This is a genomic window from Terrabacter lapilli (genome assembly GCF_039531305.1).
GTDB lineage: Bacteria > Actinomycetota > Actinomycetes > Actinomycetales > Dermatophilaceae > Terrabacter > Terrabacter lapilli.
Genome location: NZ_BAAAPU010000007.1, coordinates 181,215 through 199,896 on the forward strand (window position 1 = coordinate 181,215; position 18,682 = coordinate 199,896).

Annotated in this window: 19 protein-coding genes; 13 read left to right on the forward strand and 6 right to left on the reverse strand. The window is 72.6% G+C overall.

What is annotated here, in order from left to right:
• The first annotated feature begins 35 nt into the window (after window positions 1-35).
• From ABD241_RS08755 to ABD241_RS08780, 6 genes are all read left to right on the forward strand, one after another.
• Window positions 36-710 (forward strand): fasciclin domain-containing protein, encoded by a 675-nt coding sequence (locus ABD241_RS08755; RefSeq protein ID WP_344060690.1) that lies wholly within the window; start codon window positions 36-38, stop codon window positions 708-710.
• A gap of 66 nt (window positions 711-776) precedes the next feature.
• Entirely contained in the window at window positions 777-1,388 is a 612-nt protein-coding gene (gene sigK, locus ABD241_RS08760) for an ECF RNA polymerase sigma factor SigK (protein ID WP_344060693.1), read from the forward strand.
• Window positions 1,385-2,242 (forward strand): anti-sigma factor, encoded by an 858-nt coding sequence (locus ABD241_RS08765; RefSeq protein ID WP_344060696.1) that lies wholly within the window; start codon window positions 1,385-1,387, stop codon window positions 2,240-2,242. Before sigK ends, ABD241_RS08765 begins: the two co-directional genes overlap by 4 nt.
• 146 nt (window positions 2,243-2,388) lie before the next feature.
• Window positions 2,389-4,101, forward strand: a complete 1,713-nt coding sequence (locus ABD241_RS08770) for an ATP-binding protein (RefSeq protein ID WP_344060699.1) — start codon at window positions 2,389-2,391, stop codon at window positions 4,099-4,101.
• A 25-nt stretch (window positions 4,102-4,126) separates the two neighbouring features.
• The gene (locus ABD241_RS08775; protein ID WP_344060702.1) at window positions 4,127-5,047 is read left to right on the forward strand and encodes a helix-turn-helix transcriptional regulator; all 921 of its coding nucleotides are present in this window, start codon (window positions 4,127-4,129) and stop codon (window positions 5,045-5,047) included.
• Between the two features lie 74 nt (window positions 5,048-5,121).
• On the forward strand, window positions 5,122-5,373 hold the full coding sequence (locus ABD241_RS08780; protein ID WP_344060705.1) for a DUF4242 domain-containing protein: 252 nt from the start codon (window positions 5,122-5,124) through the stop codon (window positions 5,371-5,373).
• A 100-nt stretch (window positions 5,374-5,473) separates the two neighbouring features.
• On the opposite strand, the gene ABD241_RS08785 is transcribed toward ABD241_RS08780, so the two are convergent.
• On the reverse strand, window positions 5,474-6,571 hold the full coding sequence (locus tag ABD241_RS08785; protein ID WP_344060708.1) for an Lrp/AsnC family transcriptional regulator: 1,098 nt from the start codon (window positions 6,569-6,571) through the stop codon (window positions 5,474-5,476).
• A gap of 103 nt (window positions 6,572-6,674) precedes the next feature.
• On the opposite strand from ABD241_RS08785, the gene argE reads away from it, so the two are divergent.
• From argE to ABD241_RS08820, 7 genes are all read left to right on the forward strand, one after another.
• Window positions 6,675-7,892, forward strand: a complete 1,218-nt coding sequence (gene argE, locus ABD241_RS08790) for an acetylornithine deacetylase (RefSeq protein ID WP_344060711.1) — start codon at window positions 6,675-6,677, stop codon at window positions 7,890-7,892.
• A 39-nt stretch (window positions 7,893-7,931) separates the two neighbouring features.
• Window positions 7,932-9,218: an MFS transporter gene (locus ABD241_RS08795; protein WP_344060713.1), complete on the forward strand. Its 1,287-nt coding sequence runs from the start codon at window positions 7,932-7,934 to the stop codon at window positions 9,216-9,218.
• Between the two features lie 58 nt (window positions 9,219-9,276).
• Window positions 9,277-9,861, forward strand: a complete 585-nt coding sequence (locus tag ABD241_RS08800) for a hypothetical protein (RefSeq protein ID WP_344060715.1) — start codon at window positions 9,277-9,279, stop codon at window positions 9,859-9,861.
• A gap of 31 nt (window positions 9,862-9,892) precedes the next feature.
• On the forward strand, window positions 9,893-10,834 hold the full coding sequence (locus ABD241_RS08805) for a phosphotransferase enzyme family protein (RefSeq protein WP_344060718.1): 942 nt from the start codon (window positions 9,893-9,895) through the stop codon (window positions 10,832-10,834).
• Window positions 10,835-10,906: 72 nt separating this feature from the next.
• Entirely contained in the window at window positions 10,907-11,461 is a 555-nt protein-coding gene (locus ABD241_RS08810) for a hypothetical protein (RefSeq protein WP_344060721.1), read from the forward strand.
• An 82-nt stretch (window positions 11,462-11,543) separates the two neighbouring features.
• Window positions 11,544-11,921, forward strand: coding sequence for a thioredoxin (gene trxA / locus ABD241_RS08815; RefSeq protein ID WP_344060724.1), 378 nt, complete (start codon window positions 11,544-11,546; stop codon window positions 11,919-11,921).
• Window positions 11,922-11,938: 17 nt separating this feature from the next.
• Window positions 11,939-12,346: a DUF302 domain-containing protein gene (locus tag ABD241_RS08820; protein ID WP_344060727.1), complete on the forward strand. Its 408-nt coding sequence runs from the start codon at window positions 11,939-11,941 to the stop codon at window positions 12,344-12,346.
• 34 nt (window positions 12,347-12,380) lie between these two features.
• On the opposite strand, the gene cobA is transcribed toward ABD241_RS08820, so the two are convergent.
• The 5 genes from cobA to ABD241_RS08845 form a co-directional block, all read right to left on the reverse strand.
• On the reverse strand, window positions 12,381-13,607 hold the full coding sequence (gene cobA, locus ABD241_RS08825) for a uroporphyrinogen-III C-methyltransferase (RefSeq protein ID WP_344060730.1): 1,227 nt from the start codon (window positions 13,605-13,607) through the stop codon (window positions 12,381-12,383).
• A complete protein-coding gene (locus ABD241_RS08830) occupies window positions 13,595-14,911 on the reverse strand; it encodes a sulfate adenylyltransferase subunit 1 (protein WP_344060733.1) in 1,317 nt (438 codons plus the stop codon). The genes cobA and ABD241_RS08830 overlap by 13 nt, the downstream gene beginning before the upstream one ends.
• Window positions 14,912-14,984: 73 nt before the next feature.
• On the reverse strand, window positions 14,985-15,977 hold the full coding sequence (cysD, locus tag ABD241_RS08835; RefSeq protein ID WP_344060736.1) for a sulfate adenylyltransferase subunit CysD: 993 nt from the start codon (window positions 15,975-15,977) through the stop codon (window positions 14,985-14,987).
• The gene (locus ABD241_RS08840) at window positions 15,974-16,723 is read right to left on the reverse strand and encodes a phosphoadenylyl-sulfate reductase (protein ID WP_344060739.1); all 750 of its coding nucleotides are present in this window, start codon (window positions 16,721-16,723) and stop codon (window positions 15,974-15,976) included. Before ABD241_RS08840 ends, cysD begins: the two co-directional genes overlap by 4 nt.
• Window positions 16,720-18,444: a nitrite/sulfite reductase gene (locus tag ABD241_RS08845; RefSeq protein WP_344060742.1), complete on the reverse strand. Its 1,725-nt coding sequence runs from the start codon at window positions 18,442-18,444 to the stop codon at window positions 16,720-16,722. The genes ABD241_RS08840 and ABD241_RS08845 overlap by 4 nt, the downstream gene beginning before the upstream one ends.
• Window positions 18,445-18,682 lie beyond the last annotated feature (238 nt).

Sequence of the window (18,682 nt, forward strand, 5' to 3'; positions counted from 1 at the left end):
AGCCAGCAACAGCCACCCCACAAGGAGTGACCGACATGAAGAGCATGAAGACGCGCAGCGGCCTCGTCGCCCTCGCCATCGCCCTGCCCCTGGGCCTCGCCGCCTGCAGCAGCAACAGCGACGCCGCCAGCCCGGCAGCCAGCAGCACCGCGGCCGGCTCCATGAGCAGCACGCCGTCGGACAACATGAGCAGCACCCCCTCCGACACGATGAGCTCGTCCGCCTCGATGGACGCCGCCTCTGCCGTCTTCGGCGAGGGCTGCGCGGCCGTGCCGAAGGACGGCAAGGGCTCCTTCAACGGCATGGCGACCGACCCGGTCGCGACGGCCGCGAGCAACAACCCGCTGCTCTCGACGCTCGTCACCGCCGTCAAGCAGGCCGGCCTCGTCGACACCCTGAACTCGGCCCCCGAGATCACCGTCTTCGCGCCCGTCAACGACGCGTTCGCCAAGATCCCGGCTGCCGACCTCAAGAAGGTCCTCGCCGACAAGCCGACCCTGACCAAGATCCTCACCAACCACGTCGTGGCGGGCAAGATCGCTCCGGACCAGCTCGCGGGTGACCACAAGACGCTGGCGGGCACGACCATCACGGTCAAGGGCTCCGGCAAGGACTTCACCGTCGGCAAGGCGAACGCCAAGGTGATCTGCGGCAACGTCCCGACCGCGAACGCCACCGTCTACATCATCGACGGCGTCCTGATGCCCTGACGGTCCCGGACCAGTCAGCGGCACGCAGAACCCAGGTAGACGCGAACCACGACGACGGGCGACACAATGGACCCCATGTCAAGGATCTCGGTGGTCCCCTCCGGCGATGACTCGTCGGAGGGGCCCGCCCGCCCAGTCCAGCTGGAGCAGCTGCTCCGCAGAGCGGCAACCGGGGACGAGACCGCGTTCGCAGAGCTCTACGACGCGGTCTCTCCCCGGCTCTTCGGTCTGGTCCGCCGCGTCGTGCGCGACCCCGCCCAGTCCGAGGAGGTGACCCAGGAGATCTTCCTCGAGATCTGGCGGCACAGCGCCCGCTTCGACCCGAGCAAGGGCGGGGCGATGTCGTGGATGCTCACGATCGCCCACCGAAAGGCGGTCGACCGGGTGCGGGCGGCGGAAGCCGCCCGCTCCAGGGACGAGGGCTACGGCGCCAGCAACCAGGACGTGACCCACGACTCCACCGCGGAGGCCGTCGTCGAACGGCTCGACGCGGAGCGGGTACACCGGGCCCTGGGCACCCTCACACCGGTCCAGCGGCAGGCGCTGGAACTGGCCTACCTCTCCGGATACACACACACGGAAGTGGCGAGCATGCTCGACCTACCGCTCGGCACGGCGAAGACACGCATCCGTGACGGACTCATCAGACTTCGAGACACGTTGGGGGTGACCCTGTGAGCGACGACATCCACGCGCTCTCCGGCGCATACGCCGTGGACGCCCTCGACGACGTCGAAAGGGCGCGGTTCGAGCGCCACCTCGCCGACTGCTCGGCCTGCCAGGCCGAGGTCGACAGCCTCGCGATCACCGCATCCGAGCTGTCGGTGCTGACCGAGGTCGCACCGCCGGCCTCGCTGCGGGCCAAGGTGCTCGCCGACATCGCGACCGTGCGGCCGCTGCCGCCGCTGGCGGGCACGCTGCGGACCGACGAGACCGACCAGGCCGACCGGTCTGACCAGACCGCGCCGGCCGCACCTGCAGCACCCGGCCCGCAGGCGTCCGGTGGGCAGCCCTCGCCGGTCGAGCAGCCGGAACAGGCCGCCGAGACGGACGAGCTCGCCGCCCGGCGCTCCCGCTCGGCTCGCGGCTTCTCCCGCGGCTGGAGGCTCCTCGTGGCGGCAGCCACGGTGGCGGTGCTCGCCATCGCGGGCTTCACGGTCTGGCGCCAGGTCGAGAAGGACCCCCAGCAGGCCCTCGCCGACCAGGTGCTCGCCGCCCCGGACGCCACCCGCTACGGCAAGCGGCTCCCCGACGGCGCCACCGCGACCGTCGTGAGGTCCACCTCGCTGCAGAAGGCCGTGCTCATCACGTCCGGCATGTCGCAGCCGCCCTCGGGCAAGGTGTTCCAGCTCTGGCTCGAGGACGCGACCGGCCACATGACGTCGGCAGGCCTCATGCCGAGCGGCGGCGACAAGGTGGTCGTGCTGGCCGGCGACGCCACGCACTCCAAGGCGGCGGGCGTCACGGTGGAGCCGCCCGGCGGCTCCGACCAGCCCACGTCCCCTCCGGTGGCACTGATCCCCTTCGCCTGACACCAGCGGCCGGCCCACGGACCGGCGGTCACGAGTCTCGTCCCGGCTTCCCCGCCCGGGACTCGTGACCGCCGACCGACGCAGGCTCGAGTCGGCTGGTCGCCGAACCCTGTCCCACGGGCTCGAGCACGACCTAGCATCGACAGGTGCCGCTTCTCGAGCGCCGTGAGCAGCTCCGGGCCGTCGCCGGCTACCTCGATGAGGCGGCCGCGGGACTTGGTCGGCTCGTCTTCGTCTCGGGCGAGGCCGGTATCGGCAAGACGTCCTTCGTGACCACGGCGGCCGCCGCGGCCACAGGGCGCGCCCGGGTCGGGATCGGCGCGTGTGACGGGTCGGCCACTCCGGCGCCGCTCGCTCCGCTGCGAGACGTGCTGCCCGCCTTGCCGGCCGGCGTCTGGTCCGAGGATGCGTCCCGCCAGGACGTCTTCGTCCGGGTCGTCGACGCCCTCCGGGTCGCCCCTCCCGACGAGCCCTATCTCCTCGTCGTCGAGGACGCGCATTGGGCGGACGAAGCGACGCTCGACCTCCTGCGTCACCTGGCGCGTCGGATCCACGGATGCCGCGCCCTGATCCTGGTGACGTATCGTCCCGAGGACACCCACGCCGGGAGTGCCTTGCGAATCCTGCTGGGGGACACGGCGTCCGCTGGTGGGACGCGCCGGATCGACCTCCCGGCCCTCAGCCCCGCAGCGGTGGCCACCCTCGTCGCCGAGCGCGCTCGTGAGATGTCCGGGTCCGTTGCCCTCGACCCCGTTCAGCTGCACGACGTCACCGGCGGCAACGCCTTCTTCGTCACCGAGGTGCTCGCCGGTGATCCGTCCGGGGTGCCGCCGACCGTGCGGGACGCCGTGCTCGCGCGAGTGGCACGGCTTCCCGAGCCGGCGCGCAGGGCGCTCGAGATCGTCGCGCTGGCCGGGTCCCGGGTCGAGTCCGACCTGCTCGAGGAGCTGTTGGCCGACGGACTCCCGGCGATCGACGAGCCCCTCAGCCGCGGACTGCTGGTTCCCACGGGACACGACATCACGTTCCGGCACGAGCTCGGACGGCTCGCCGTCGCCGGCGAGGTCCCCGCCGGGCGCCGGATCCACATCCACCGCCGGCTCCTCACCGCGCTGGAAGCGCGGGGGGCCGACCCGGCCCGGCTGGCCCACCACGCCGACGCCGCCGGCCTCGGTCGCTCCGTGCTGGTGCATGCCCCGGAGGCGGGGGCACGAGCGTCCAGGCTCGGCGCCCACCGAGAGGCCGCCGAGCAGTACCGGCGCGCCCTGCACCACGCCGAGGCGCTGGGCGAGAAGGAGGTGCCCCCCGAACGGCACGCCGACCTGTTGTGGGCCCTCGGCTACGAGCTCTACCTGACCGACCACATCGACGGCGCGATCGAGGCGGTGGAGGCGGCGCGGCGCATCTGGGACCGGGCCGAGGCGACGGTGCGGGTCGGGGACGCGTGGCGGTGCCTGTCGCGACTGAGCTGGTTCGCCGGCCACAACCACGACGCGGAGTCACAGGCCCGGACCGCCATCGACGTCCTCGAGGGGACGGCGACCTACGAGCTGGCGCTCGCCTACAGCAACCGTGCCCAGCTGAGGATGCTCGCCAACGACCTGGCCGGCACGCGAGAGTGGGCCGGACGGAGTCTCGAGCTCGCCGCGTCCCTTCCCGAGGACCAGCACACCATGGTCAGGGTGCACGCCCTCAACAACCTCGGCGCGATGGAGATCGCGGCAGGTGACTTCGCCGCAGGGACGAGGCTGCTCGACGAGCAGCCTGCACCAGGCTCGCGCCCACGACCTGCACGAGCACGCCGCACGGGCCTACTGCAACTTGGCGTCCTCCGCGGTGCTCCAACGTCGGCACGATGACGCGCGCCGCCACCTGCGCGAGGGCATGGAGTACTGCACCGAGCGCGACCTGGACTCGTGGACCCGCTATCTCGAGGGCTGGGAGGCGCAGCTGCATCTCGACAGCGGCGACCTGGGCCACGCCCGGGCACGCGCCGAGACCATCCTGCGTCACCCCGAGCTCGCGAGCGTGGGCGCGATACAGCCGCTCGTCACCCTCGCGCACGTGCGCGGCCGCACCGGCGAGGGGGACGTCGACGAGCCCCTGACACGCGTGTGGGCACTCGCCTCCGGCACCGGGGAGATGCAGCGTGTGGCGCCGGCGGTCGCGGCCAGATGTGAGGTCGCCTGGATCGAGGGTGATGTCGCACGTGCCGCCGCGATCGCGGCAGAGACGTGGCCGATCGTCGAGTCGGCCGACTGCTCGTGGAACCGCGGCAGTGTGGCGCGCTGGCTGGGTGCCGATAGACCGGACGCCGACCGGCTCGAGGCCTTCGGAGGGCTCGCGGTGATCGGACCCGTGGCTGCGCCGTTCGCGGCCGAGCTGGCAGGGAGGTGGCGCGAGGCCGCCGACATCTGGGAGTCGCTCGGATGCCCGTTCGACCGGAGCCTCGCGCTGGCACGCAGCGGCGAGCGGGAGGCGCTGGCCGAGGCGGTGGCGGGCTTCGACCGCCTCGGCGCCCACGCGGCGGCCGCGCGCACCCGGGCGCAGATGCGGGCGCACGGCTGGCCGACGTCTCGTACCCCTCGCACGTCGACGCGTCAGCACCCCGCGGGCCTGACGGCGCGAGAGAGGGAGGTGCTCGACCTGCTCGAGCAGGGGTGCACGGACGCCGCGATCGCCGAGCAGCTCGTCATCTCACGTCGAACGGCCGAGCACCACGTGTCCTCGGTCCTCGCGAAGCTGGGGGCGTCGAGCCGGCGTGACCTGCTCAAGATGGGTAGTGCCTCGCGGGCCGATGGGTAGCGAGCACCCATGACCCGGCGGTCCCGGACGGCGACGCTGGACGTATCCAGTCCACACCAGAAAGGACCACGAGCATGCCGCTCTTCATGGACATCCACTCCCTCGGTGACGGGGTCACCATGGACGCCGTCGCCCAGGCCCACCAGGCCGACCTCGCCACGCAGGGACCCCACGGCGTCAGCTACCTGCGCTACTGGGTCGACGAGGACCGGGGTCAGATCTTCTGCCTCGTCGAGGCGCCCGACGCCGAGGCCGCCCACACCGTGCACCGTGACGCGCACGGGCTCGTGGCGGACTCCATCTACGAGGTGAAGGAAGGCGTCTGACCTCGCCGCGTCCACCAGCCGTATGCCGTCGGTCCGAACCGACGGCATACGGCTGCCTGGTCCTCAGCCTCGTCGACCGCACCGGAGGTGTCGCGGGGTCTCAGGACGGCTGCCGCCAGGCGGCGTCGGCCCAGATGTCCAAGGGCACCGAGCGGATGCTGCGGCCGTGCAGGTCGAGCTCGCGACCCATGCGCTTGACCGACCGCAGCACCATCGAACGGTCGTGGATCGTCATCTGCGGCACCTCGGCGGCCAGCCGCGCCTCCACGTGCGACAGCTCGTGCAGGGAGTGCGTGGTCAGGGCGAGCATGAGGTTCGACAGGCCGCCGGAGATGCGCCAGCACACCCGGATGCCCGGCAGGCGCCGCAGGGTCGTCGCCACCTCGTCGATGTCCCCGGCATCGGCCGAGGCCCACAGCCAGCTGATGACGGGCCACCCCGAGTCGGAAAGGGCCATGTCGCACCGCAGGACGACCCGTCCGTTGCCGACGAGGTCAGCCAGGCGCCGGCGAACCGTGCTCTCGCTGAGGCCCGCGCGGTCGGCCATGGTGGCGACCGGCATACGCCCGTCCTCTCCGAGGAGCAGGATCAGCCGGCGGTCGACGGCGTCGTACCCTCGAGCGGACTCCGCCTGGCCGGCGGTGAGCCCGTCCAGGCGCGGTTTCGCACCTCGCAGCATCACCGCCTGCTGGGAGGCGTCGAGCACGTGCAGCTGCCAGTGGTCGCCCATCGAGTAGACCTTGGTGACGGCGTGGCTGCTCGTCGCGACGACACCGGGGATCGCCCCGACCGACTCGAGCAGGAAGCGGGACAGGAAGGCGAGGTCCCGCACCTCCACGAGCATCGTCAGCGACCGCGGTCCGCTGGTGTGCTCGACGCTGAGCACGTGCGGCAGCTCGGTCACGCGCCGGGCGATCTCGAGGGTCTGGGCGGCGCTGCAGCTCAGCTCGACCACGGCGAGGCACGACTCGGGGCCGCCCTGCCCCGTCGCCCGACCGGACACCCAGGCAATGCCGGCGGAGGAGAGCCGCTGCCACCGGCGCGCGACGGTCACGGGGTCCACGTCGAGCGCCTCCCCCACCAGGGTCCAGGAGGCGCGTGGCTGCAGCTGCAGGCAGTTGACGATCTGCAGGTCCAGCTCGTCGGCGAGCGCGGCGGATTCCTGCGCGATCTCATGACGCGTCGCGCGATCCTGCACTGAGCCGCTCCTCGATGGCACGAGTGCCATCCTCGGTGACTGGCGCGGGCACCACAAGTGCCCGCCCGCCCAGACCCCGACCCGCCCGACCCAGGAGCCCCAGATGTCGCCCCACGGCGCAACCCGAGAGGCCGCCCACCCCACCGAGTCGAGCCGTCCCACCCGGCCGGCCAGCCTCGACTGGACCACCCGGCTGCTCGAGGTGGACACGACGAGCCGCGAGACCAACCTGCCGCTCATCGAGCTCGTCGAGGCGGAGCTGCAGGCGCACGGGGTCGAGCCCGTCCTCATCCGCAACGAGGACGGCACCAAGGCCAACCTGCTCGCCACCTTCCCCGCCGCAGACGGCACGACGACGGGGGGCATCGTCCTGTCGGGTCACACCGACGTCGTGCCGGTCGACGGGCAGCAGTGGTCGAGCGAGCCCTTCGTCCCGGAGGTGCGCGACGGCCGGCTCTACGGTCGCGGCACCTGCGACATGAAGGCCTTCATCGGGTCGGTCATGACCGCCGTCCCTCGCCTGGCCGGCACCGCCCTGCGGGAGCCGGTGCACCTGGCCTTCTCCTACGACGAGGAGGTCGGCTGCGTCGGCGCCGTCTCCCTCGTGGACGAGATCGTCGCGCGGGGCCTGCGCCCCCGCGCCTGCATCGTGGGCGAACCGACGAGCATGCGGGTCATCCGCGGGCACAAGTCCCTGACGATGATCGAGGTCACCTTCCACGGCGTCGCCGCCCACTCCTCGCGCACCCCGTACGGCGTCAACGCGATCGAGTATGCCGCCCGGCTCGTCCGCTTCGTCCGTGGCGTCGCCGACCGGTTCCGCGCAGACGGGCCGTTCGACGAGCACTACGACGTGCCCTTCACGACGGCCACGGTCAACCAGGTCGAGGGCGGCATCGCCGTCAACACCGTCCCCGCCGAGTGCCGCCTGACCTTCGAGTTCCGCGCCGTCGGAGCCGTCGACGTCGACGCGACGGTCGAGGAGTTCCGGGCCGAGATCGGTCGCATCGAGGCCGCGATGCGGCAGGAGAACCCGGACGCCCACGTCGAGGTGTCCATCGGCGCCCAGGCGCCCGGGCTCGACACGCCGGACGACGAGGACGTCATCGACCTCGTGACCTCGCTCGGCGCCGTCGCGAGCGAGGAGAAGGTCGCCTACGGCACCGAGGCCGGCCTCTTCCAGCGGGCCGGGATCCCGACGGTGGTGTGCGGGCCCGGGGACATCGCCCAGGCGCACGCCCCGGACGAGTTCGTGGCGCTCGAGCAGATCGACCGCTGCGACGCGCTGCTCGACGCCCTCATCGGCCACCTCAGCGCCTGAGCGCCTGACCACCCCACCCCGCAGGACCGAAGGAGCACCATGACCACCCTGACCGCCACACCGACAGAGGTGACTCCAGAGCGCCTGGCAGAGGCCCGCAAAGCGGTCCTCAGCAGCTCGATCGGCGCCGCCCTCGAGTGGTTCGACATCATCGTCTACGCATCGTTCGCGATCGTCATCGCCGAGAACTTCTTCCCCGACGGCGACAAGACGCTGGGCCTGATCCTCACGTTCGCGACCTTCGCCATCTCCTACCTCGTGCGGCCGCTCGGCGGGATGATCATCGGCGGCTACGGCGACCGTCACGGGCGCAAGAAGGCCCTGACCCTCACCCTCCTGCTCATGATGGTCGGCACCGTGCTCATGGCCGTCGCGCCGACGCACGCCATGGTCGGCGCGTGGGCCGGGGTCATCATCCTCGTGTCCCGCCTGGTCCAGGGCTTCTCGGCCGGCGGCGAGTTCGGCTCTGCCACCACGTTCCTCGTCGAGACCGCCCCGCACCGCAAGGCGTACTACGCCTCGTGGCAGGTGGCGAGCCAGGGCATCTCGATGTTCCTCGCCTCCGCCTTCGGCTACGTCCTGTTCAACCAGCTGTCGAAGCAGGACCTCTACTCCTGGGGCTGGCGCATCCCGTTCGTCATCGGCTGCCTCATCGGGCCGGTCGGCCTCTACATCCGGGCGCGCCTCTCCGAGACCCAGGAGTTCACCGACAGCACGCCGCACGAGGCCCCGATCCGCGCCACCCTCACGAGCCACCTGGGACGCGTCCTCACCGGCTCGGCCTGCGTCGGGGTCGCCACCATCTCGGTCTACCTCATCCTCTTCATGCCGACCTACGCGGTGAAGAACCTCGGGGTGCCCGCGAGCGCCGCCTACCTCGGCGGTGTCGTGGCCGGTGTGGTGACCATGGTCGGGGTGCCGCTGGTGGGCCGGCTGGCCGACCGGGTCGGCCCCGCCCGCGTCATGGTCTGGGCCGCCGTCGGCGCGCTCGTGCTGGCCTGGCCGCTGTTCGCCGTGGTGATCGCCTCGCCGACCGTGCCGGTGCTGGTCATCTCCATCGGCATCCTCGGGGTCATCATGGCCTTCTACTTCGGCCCGCTCCCCGCGCTCCTGACGACCCTCTTCCCGAGCGACGTGCGCGCCACCGGCGTCTCCGTGGCCTACAACGTGGGCGTCACGGTGATGGGCGGCATCGCGCCCCTCGTGCTGACCTGGCTCATCGGCCTCACCGGCTCGCTCAACGCGCCGAGCGTCTACTACATGGCCGTCGCCGTCATCTCCCTGGTCGGCCTCGCGGTCGCGCGTCGGCGGTTCTCCGCGGCCTGACCGGCGAGGCGGCCTTCGCCGCGGTACCCCCGGGCAGCCCCGGGGGTACCTTGTGGCCATGAGCGACACGCCGGGGAGGGCAGGCTCGCAGGGGCCCGACGAGCAGTTCACCGTGCCGGTGCCGCAGCCGTCGCGAGCCACCGCGGGTGCGACGCAGGCCCTGCCGGTCGTCGAGCACACCCGCGAGCTCCCGGTCACCGAGCCGGGCGGGGCGACGCCACCTCCCGCGGCGGCCCCCGTGACGGGCCCCGGGACCACCAACCCGTATGCCGGTCAGCCGGTCTGGCCGGCGCCCGTGGCGTCTGGCGCGCCGTCGAGCGGATACCGACCCACCGGGCAGGGCGCCGCCGACCCGCTCGTCTCCCAGGTCGGGATCGCGCTCTTCTGGGTCACCGTCGGCTGGTGGGGCTTCCTGCTCGTCCGGGTCCTCGGCTACCTCAGCCGGTTCGGCGCCGCCGACACCATGCTCATCCGCACGATCGACCGGGGCGCGGAGGAGACGATCGTCGCGGCGGGTGCCGCCGTCCTGGCCGCGGTGCTGCTCGTCAGCGTCGACCGCGGCCGCCGGTCCCCGCTCACCATCGCATCGGTCGCCCTCGCGCTCGCCACCGTCGCCATCGCCGTCTGGCGGGTGCTTCCGTGAGCGCAGCCGGCTGAGCCGCAGTCGGTCCCCGGTGCTCACCCCCACGGCGGCGCAGCAGGTCGCGGACGCGTACGGCCTCGCGGGGCCCGCGACGCTGACCGGGCCGGTCTCGCGCGGCCAGCTCGGCCAGGTGTGGCGCCTCGACACGGCCGACGGCAGCCACGCCGTCAAGGAGTGGTTCGCCAGCCCCGACCTCGCGGAGGTCGCCAAGGACGCCCTGCTGGTCGACCCCGCGCGGGCCGAGGGCGTCCTCACGCCGGCGACACGGCATACGCCCTCGGGAGACGTGGCGACGACCGTGGACGGCACGGCCGTACGCGTCTTCGAGTGGTTCGACCTGCGACGACCCTCGCGACGGCTCGACCCGACAGACGTCGGGCGCGCGGTCGCGCGCCTCCACCGCGCGGGGGCGCCCACCGACGCGGGCGTCGAGAACTGGTTCGCCACCGGGCTCGGGGAGGAGCAGTGGCGGCAGGTGCACCAGCGGGTCGTGGCGGCCGGCGCGCCCTTCGCGGGCCAGCTTGGCGCCCTCGTCGACGACCTCGTCGCCGTCGAGTCGGTGCTCGAGCCGCACGAGTCGCCGATCGTCTGCCACCGGGACCTGTGGGCCGACAACGTGCGCGCGACCGCGGACGGGCGGGTCTGCGTCCTCGACTTCGAGAACCTCGGACCGGCCGACCCGAGCCAGGAGCTGGCGATGGTGCTCTTCGAGTTCGGCGACGACGACCCGTCGCGGGCACGGCTGCTCCACACGGCATACCGCGAGGCCGGTGGTCCGGGGCGGGTGACGCGGCGCGGGCACTTCACGATGCTCGTCGCCGAGCAGGCCCACATCGCCCAGCTGGCGTGCTCGCGGTGGGTCGGGGCGACCAGCGAGTCGCACCGGGAGCGGCTCGCGACCTGGTTCCTCGAGGTGCCCGACGACCCGGTGACCCTGGCGCGCATCGACCGGATCCTCGCGGCCGTCACCTGATCCGCTGCCGATCCGCTGCCGATCCGCCGCCGATCCACGGCGCCCCGCCCGAGGCCGCCCTATCGTGACGGCGTGACGAGTGTCGGGCGCCTCGTGCTGGCGCAGCTGAAGTCGATCGGCTCCCGCAACGCCTGCCTGCCGGCGGGTCGACTGCCCGGGGGTCCCTGGGCGGCGCGCGGAGGACGCACCTACCGCACGGGGGCGAGCGGCAGCACCAGCGGCGCCATCACGCGGGCACGGCAGATGCGGTCGGTCACGAGCGTGCGCGCCTACCAGGAGGTCGGCCGGGCCGACCTGTTCCTCCAGGTCATCCCGTTCGCGTCACCGGAGGACGCTCGGGCAGCGGTGGACGAGCTGCGCTCGCTCCCGCGCACGATGCGACAGAGCAAGGGGCTCTCCGACATCGGCGAACCGAGGACCGTCTCCGCACCGGAGGTCGCCGGGACGACGCACGTGGCGGCGGCGGAGCAGCCCTTCGTCCTCGACGGTGCGCACTCGCGGTCGCTGACGCTGTGGTGCGTCGCAGGGAGCACGGTCGTCGTGGCCGCGCTCGGCGGGCGCGCCGAGGTGGTCCGCTGGCCGGACCTCGCCTCCATCGTGGAGGCGCAGGTGGCCGCGCTCGGGTGAGCCGGACCGCGGAATCTTTCTCGCGCACCGCTCGTTGAATACCCCGAGGGGTATAGGATCGACGTACCGAGAAGGAGCACCCATGACCACTCGCACCCTGACCGCGGCCGACTTCGAGGCCACCATCACCGACAACGACATCGTCCTCGTCGACTTCTGGGCGTCGTGGTGCGGGCCGTGCCGCATGTTCGCGCCCGTCTACGAGGCGGCGTCGCAGCAGCACCCCGACATCGTCTTCGGCAAGGTCGACACCGAGGCCGAGCCGCAGCTCGCCGGCGCGGCGCGGATCACCTCGATCCCGACGCTGATGGCCTTCCGCGGCGGCATCCTCGTCTTCAGCCAGCCCGGCGCCCTGCCGGCGGCCGCGCTGGAGCAGGTCATCACCGCCGTTCGCGAGCTCGACATGGACGACGTGCGCCGGAAGGTCGCCGCCTCGCAGGCCGGCGACGTCAGCGCCTGAGATCCGGAGGCACCAGCATGGGACACACGATCAGCACCACGGTCGACCACGGCTTCGCCGAGACCCTGGAGGCCACGCGCAGCCGGCTCGCCGACGCCGGGTTCGGCGTGCTCACCGAGATCGACCTCGCCGCCACGCTCAAGGCCAGGATCGGCGCCGACATCGCGCCCCAGGTGATCCTCGGGGCGTGCCGGCCGCCGCTCGCCCTGGCCGCCCTCGAGGCGGAGCCGACCATCGGGGTCTTCCTGCCGTGCAACGTCGTCGTCCGCGCGGTCGACGCCGACCACACGCTCGTCGAGGCGATGGATCCCGAGGCGATGGTCGAGCTCACCGGCAACGAAGGCCTGGCCGAGGTCGCGGCCGACGCGCGCAAGCGGCTCTCGGCAGCCCTCGAGGCACTGTCGGCCGAGGCGGTCAGCCCGTAGGGCGCCACCCGGCGTCGAGTGCCGGCCTGCCGCGTCAGTGCGCGGCGCGCCAGTCGGGCCCGAGGCGCACCACGTCGCCGACCACGACGACCGCCGGTGCCTGCACGCCGCGCTCACGCGCGAGCTTCGCGATGGTGCCCACCGTGCCGACCGTCGTGCGCTGGTCGGGCGCGTAGCCGCGCTCGACGACGGCGGCCGGGCAGTCCGCCGAGCGTCCGTGCTCGACGAGCAGCTCGGCGGTGCGGCCCAGCTGGGTGACACCCATGAGCAGCACGAGCGTGTGGTCGCCACCCACGGGCAGCACCGGGATGTCCTCGTGGCCCGTCACGACGGTGAAGCCGCGCGCGACCCCGCGGTGGGTCACGGGTATGCCGGCCGCTGCCGGGACGCTGACCGCGCTCGTCACGCCGGGCACCACCTCGACGGGTATGCCGTGTGCCTGGCACGCCTCGCGCTCCTCGCCCCCGCGGCCGAGGACGTAGGGGTCGCCGCCCTTGAGGCGCACGACGCCGAGGCCGCGCCGGGCCTCCTCCACGAGGATGTCGTTGATGCGTGACTGGGGCACCGGGTGGTGGCCCGGCGTCTTGCCGACGTCGATGACGCGGACGGAGGCGGGCAGCCGGTCGACGACGGCGCGCGGCGCGAGCCGGTCGACGACGACGACGTCGGCCGAGGCGAGCAGCTCGTGGCCGCGTGCCGTGAGCAGGCCGTCGGTGCCGGGTCCGCCGCCGACGAGGGCGACCCAGCCGGTCCGGCCGTGCGTCCGCGTGCGGCGCAGGTCCAGCGCTCCCGAGACGAGCCCCCTCTCGACCCCGTCGCGGACGGTCACGGCCAGGCCGGGGTCGCCCGCGGCATACGCGGAGACGGTGACCCGGCCGTCGGGGGTGACGACGTCGGCGCGGGCGGTGACGCTCGCGGTCGTGCCGGCGGAGTCGGTGGCGTCGACGCACCAGACGCGGAGCGACTCGGCGTCAGCGGCGACCTCGCGGTCGACGGAGGGCTCTCCGGTCGCGGTGTGCGCGAACCAGGCGCCGTCGAGGTCCGAGGGGCCGGCGTAGTCGCGCTCGACCCAGTCGATGCGCCCTGCGGCGACCAGGTCGCGCAGGTCCTCGCAGAGCCACGGCGCGACGACCCGCACGACGGCGCCCTCCTCGAGGAAGGCCCGCACCCGTCGGGCTGACACGGGCCCGCCTCCGACGGCCACGACGAGGCGACCGGCCACGTCGAGCACGACGGGCAGGGCCGACTTCAGATCTCCCATTCCTCGTCACCCTCCGGCTGGGACGGCGCGGGGGCCGCGGTGGGCAGCGTCGCACCGACCATGCCGGCGGCGACCGTCCGCCCGTCATGGGCGTCGATGAGCAGGAACGACCCGCCGCGGCGCGAGACCGAGTAGTTCTCCACCGGGACCGGCGACGCGAGACGCAGGGTCACCACGCCGATGTCATTGAGGGACAGGGCTTCTGCCGGCACCGCTTGCAGGTCGTCGAGGTCGAGCACGCCGTCGAGCGTGCGGACCGCGGTCTGGACGGTGCGCGAGCCGTGCTTGAGCAGCAGCCGCTGGCCCGGGCGCAGCGGCGCGTCCCCGAGCCAGCACGCGACGGCCTTGATGTCCTGCGTGGGCTCGGGTGCGTCGGCTGCGGCGGCGATGACATCGCCGCGCGAGATGTCGATCTCGTCGGCGAGGCGCAGCGTGACCGACTGCGGCGCGAACGCCTCCTGCAGCTCACGGTCCCCGAGGTCGATGCCGGTGACGGTCGTGCGCCGGCCGGACGGGAGGGCCACGACCTCGTCGCCGACGCGGACGACGCCCGAGGCCACCTGGCCGGCATACCCGCGGTAGTCGCGGTGGGTCTCGTCGCGGGCGGCACCCTGCGGGCGGATGACCAGCTGCACCGGCAGCCGGAAGGACTCGCCCCCCGGGTCGTCCGACGGCGGGAGCGCCTCGAGCAGCTCGAGCAGGCTCGGGCCGTCGTACCACGGGGTCCGGGCCGAGCGCTCGGCCACGTTGTCGCCGTCGAGCGCGCTCACGGGGATCGCGATGGCGTCGACGACGCCGAGCTCACGGGCGACGGCCTGCACCTCGGCCTCGACGCGCTCGTAGACCTCCTGCGAGAAGTCGACCAGGTCGATCTTGTTGACGGCCACGACGACGTGCGGCACCCGCAGCAGCGCCGTCACGGCCAGGTGCCGGCGGGTCTGCTCGAGCACCCCCTTGCGGGCGTCGACGAGGAGCACCACGACGTCGGCGGTGGAGGAGCCGGTGACGGTGTTGCGGGTGTACTGCACGTGCCCGGGGCAGTCGGCGAGCACGAACGACCGTGTCGCCGTGGCGAAGTAGCGGTAGGCGACGTCGATCGTGATGCCCTGCTCACGCTCGGCACGCAGGCCGTCGGTCAGCAGCGCCAGGTCGGCGGCGGTCAGGCCGCGGTCGCGGCTGACGCGCTCGACGGCGGCGAGCTGGTCGGAGAGCACCGACTTCGTGTCGTGGAGCAGCCGGCCGACGAGGGTCGACTTGCCGTCGTCGACCGAGCCGGCGGTGGAGAGCCGGAGCAGGGTGCTCATCTCAGGGTGTCCTTGTCTTGGGGCCCACGCGAGGTATCGGAGCGAGGGACGAGCGGAGAACGTCGTGGGGTGTTCAGAAGTAGCCCTCCTTCTTGCGGTCCTCCATGGCGGCCTCGGAGATCCGGTCGTCGGCGCGGGTGGCCCCGCGCTCGGTGAGCGTCGAGGCAGCGACCTCGACGACGATCTCGGCGTTGGTCCGGGCTGGGGACTCGACGGCGCCGGTGCACGACATGTCGCCGACGGTGCGGTAGCGCACGAGGCGCGTCTCGACGGGCTCGTCGTCGCGTGGCCGGCTGTACGGGCCGACGGCCAGCCACATGCCGTCGCGGCGGAAGACCTCGCGCTCGTGGGCGTAGTAGAGCGGAGCGAGCGGGATGTCCTCGCGCTCGATGTAGCGCCAGATGTCGACCTCGGTCCAGTTGCTGATCGGGAAGATCCGCACGTGCTCACCGGGGCGGTGGCGCGGGTTGAAGAGGTTCCACAGCTCGGGCCGCTGGTTCTTCGGGTCCCACTGGCCGAACTCGTCACGGAGGGAGACGATCCGCTCCTTGGCGCGCGCCTTCTCCTCGTCGCGCCGGCCGCCGCCGAATACCCCGTCGAAGCGGTTGTCGTTGATGGCGTCGAGCAGCGGCAGGGTCTGCAGCGGGTTGCGGGTGCCGTCGGCGCGCTCGCGCAGCCGGCCGTCGTCGATGTAGTCCTGCACGCTCGCCACGACCAGGCGCAGACCGAGCCGCTCGACGGTCTCGTCGCGGTAGGCGAGCACCTCGGGGAAGTTGTGGCCGGTGTCGACGTGCAGCACCGGGAACGGGATCGGTGCCGGCCAGAAGGCCTTGGTCGCCAGGTGCAGCATGACGACGGAGTCCTTGCCGCCGCTGAAGAGCAGCGCGGGACGCTCGAGCTCGCCGGCCATCTCGCGGATGACGAGGATCGCCTCCGCCTCGAGCGCGTCGAGCTGGCTCAGCCTCCGGTCGGCGGAGATGCCTTCGTACGCGGCGGCCTCCGTCGCGCGGGCGAGCGCGGTCTCCGGGATGGCTTGCGGGGCAGTCGGGTCCACGGTCGTCGTCATGTGTGGAGTCCGCACTCGGTCTTGGCGAAGCCGGCCCAGCGGCCGGCGCGAGGGTCCTCGCCGGGCTCGACCCGGCGCGTGCACGGCTCGCAGCCGATGGAGGGGTAGCCGTCCGAGAGGAGGGAGTTGACCTCGACACGGTGCTCGGCGGCATACGCAAGCAGCTCGTCGAAGGTCCACGCGGCGATCGGGTTGATCTTCACGAGGCCGTTCTTGTCGTCCCACGTCACGAGCGGTGTGTCGGTCCGGGTGGGGCTCTCCTCACGGCGGACTCCGGTCACCCACGCCTCGTACGTCGGCAGGGTGCGGGCGAGCGGCTCGACCTTGCGCAGCTGGCAGCACAGGGCGGGGTTGCGCTCGTGGAGGCGCGGTCCGTACTTCTCGTCCTGCTCGGCGACGGTCAGCTCGGGGGTCACGTTGACGAGGGTGATCGGCAGGTCCTCGGCGACGATGTCGCGGGTCACGATCGTGTCGGAGAAGTGGTAGCCGGTGTCGAGGAAGAGCACGTCGACGCCGGGGGCGAAGCGCGAGACGACATGCGGCAGAACGGCATCGGCCATCGAACAGGCCACCGCGAGGGAGCCGTCGAAGTGGAAGGCAGCCCAGGCCGCGACCTCGTCGGCGGTCGGCTCGTGCTCCGGGTCGGCGGCGAGCGTCGCGTTGAAGTCGTCGACGAGGGCCTTGAGCTCGGCCTCGCTGCGCCGCTTGCGGCGCACCGTGGGGGTGGCGAGGTTGACGGTGGTCACTGGAGGGCTCCTTCCTCGGCGCGGTGGCTCCACTCGGCGAATGTCTCGCCGTCGGCGCGCTCCGCCACGTAGGTGCGCACGACGCGCTCGACGTAGTCCGGCAGCTGGGTGGCCGGCACCTTGAGGCCGCGGACCGTGCGACCGAGGCCGGCCTCGTCCCGGTCGCTCGAGGCCAGGCCGCCGCCGAGGTGGACCTGGAAGCCGGCCTGCTGCACCCCGTCGACCGTGATGATCTGCCCCTTGAGGCCGATGTCGGCGGTCTGGATGCGGGCGCAGGAGTTGGGGCAGCCGTTGACGTTGAGCAGGATCGGCGTGTCGAGCGAGCCGTCGTCGACGAGGTCGGCGAGGCGCGTCTCGAGCTCGGTGATCGCGGCGGCCGCGGTGTCCTTGGTGTCGACGATCGCCAGCTTGCAGAACTCGATGCCGGTGCAGGCCATCGTCGTGCGGCGGAACGGGCTGGGCTTGGCGATGAGGCCCAGGGCCGGGAGCCCGGCGACCAGCGCGTCGACCCCCTCCTCCGGCACGTCGAGGATGACGAGCTTCTGGTGGGCGGTGAGGCGCACGCGGCCGGCGCCGACCGACTCGAGGAGGTCGGCCAGGCCGGTGAGCGTGTTGCCGCCGACGCGTCCCACGACCGGTGCGGCGCCGACGTAGAAGCGGCCGTCCTTCTGCGCGTGGACCCCGACGTGGTCGCCGGGGCCGGTCGCCGGCGCGGGTGCCGGGCCGTCGGGCAGCGGGTGGCCGAGGTACTCCGTCTCGAGCACCTCGCGGAACCTGGCCGGACCCCACTCGGCGAGCAGGAACTTCAGGCGCGCCTTGTTGCGCAGCCGCCGGTAGCCGTAGTCGCGGAAGATCCGGATGACGCCGTGCCAGACGTCGGCGGCCTCGTCCTCGGTGACGAAGACGCCGAGGCGCTCGGCCAGGCGCGGGGTCGTGGAGAGCGCGCCACCGACCCACAGGTCGTAGCCGGGTCCGAGCTCGGGGTGCACGACGCCGACGAGCGACACGTCGTTGATCTCGTGGACGACGTCGAGGCTCGGGTGGCCGGTGATCGCGGTCTTGAACTTGCGCGGGAGGTTCGCCAGCTCGGGGTCGCCGAGGTAGCGGCGCTTGATCTCGAGGATGACGGGCGTCGGGTCGATGATCTCGTCCGCCGCGATGCCGGCGACCGGGCTGCCGAGGAAGCCGCGCGGGGTGTCGCCGCACGCGGTCGTCGTCTCGAGCCCGACCGTCTCGAGCCGGCGCCAGATCTCCGGCATGCTCTCGATGTCGATCCAGTGGTACTGCAGGTTCTGCCGGTCGGTGATGTCGGCGGTGCCCCGGGCGAAGTCGGCCGAGATGCCGCCGAGGACCCGCAGCGCCTCGGGGCTCAGGGCCTGCCCGTCGGTGCGCACCCGGAGCATGAAGTAGCGGTCCGACAGCTCGTCGTCGCTCAGCTGCGCGGTGCGGCCGCCGTCGATGCCCGGCTTGCGCTGCGTGTAGAGGCCCCACCAGCGGAACCGGCCGGTGAGGTCCTGTGGTGGGATGGAGTCAAAGCCGTCTCGCGCGTAGATCGTCTCGATGCGCTCGCGGACGGCCAGGCCACCCTCCTCCTGCTTCCACACCTCGTTGGCGTTGAGCGGGGTCGTGCCGTCGACCTTCCACTGGCCGTTCGAGCGGTCACCACGGGGCGGGCGGGTGGCGGCGCGGCCGGCGGGGCCGGAGGTCTCGGTGACGGTCATGTAATCGAATGTATAACCCGGCCTTATCTGACCAGCAGGTCGGTCCACACTCCGGGCCTTTCCCACCGTTTGGGTGGGAGTTCGGGCTGGCCGTCACCACCAGAGGACGTATGCCGTCCCGCCGGCTCGGCGACGCGGCATCCCGGACGGGCGGGAGCGATGACGGAGGTTCGTCACGCCCCTCCGCTCGGCGGCCGGTCCCGACCCCCGGAGGCTCCGTCGTCAGGTCCCGGCGCCC

Coding starts and splice junctions, on each gene's coding strand:
- ABD241_RS08755 (WP_344060690.1), top strand. CDS start 36: ATGAAGAGCATGAAGACGCGCAGCGGCCTCGTCGCCCTCGCCATCGCC.
- sigK (WP_344060693.1), top strand. CDS start 777: ATGGACCCCATGTCAAGGATCTCGGTGGTCCCCTCCGGCGATGACTCG.
- ABD241_RS08775 (WP_344060702.1), top strand. CDS start 4,127: ATGGAGTACTGCACCGAGCGCGACCTGGACTCGTGGACCCGCTATCTC.
- ABD241_RS08780 (WP_344060705.1), top strand. CDS start 5,122: ATGCCGCTCTTCATGGACATCCACTCCCTCGGTGACGGGGTCACCATG.
- argE (WP_344060711.1), top strand. CDS start 6,675: ATGTCGCCCCACGGCGCAACCCGAGAGGCCGCCCACCCCACCGAGTCG.
- ABD241_RS08795 (WP_344060713.1), top strand. CDS start 7,932: ATGACCACCCTGACCGCCACACCGACAGAGGTGACTCCAGAGCGCCTG.
- ABD241_RS08800 (WP_344060715.1), top strand. CDS start 9,277: ATGAGCGACACGCCGGGGAGGGCAGGCTCGCAGGGGCCCGACGAGCAG.
- trxA (WP_344060724.1), top strand. CDS start 11,544: ATGACCACTCGCACCCTGACCGCGGCCGACTTCGAGGCCACCATCACC.
- ABD241_RS08820 (WP_344060727.1), top strand. CDS start 11,939: ATGGGACACACGATCAGCACCACGGTCGACCACGGCTTCGCCGAGACC.
- cobA (WP_344060730.1), bottom strand. CDS start 13,607: ATGGGAGATCTGAAGTCGGCCCTGCCCGTCGTGCTCGACGTGGCCGGT.
- ABD241_RS08830 (WP_344060733.1), bottom strand. CDS start 14,911: ATGAGCACCCTGCTCCGGCTCTCCACCGCCGGCTCGGTCGACGACGGC.
- cysD (WP_344060736.1), bottom strand. CDS start 15,977: ATGACGACGACCGTGGACCCGACTGCCCCGCAAGCCATCCCGGAGACC.
- ABD241_RS08845 (WP_344060742.1), bottom strand. CDS start 18,444: ATGACCGTCACCGAGACCTCCGGCCCCGCCGGCCGCGCCGCCACCCGC.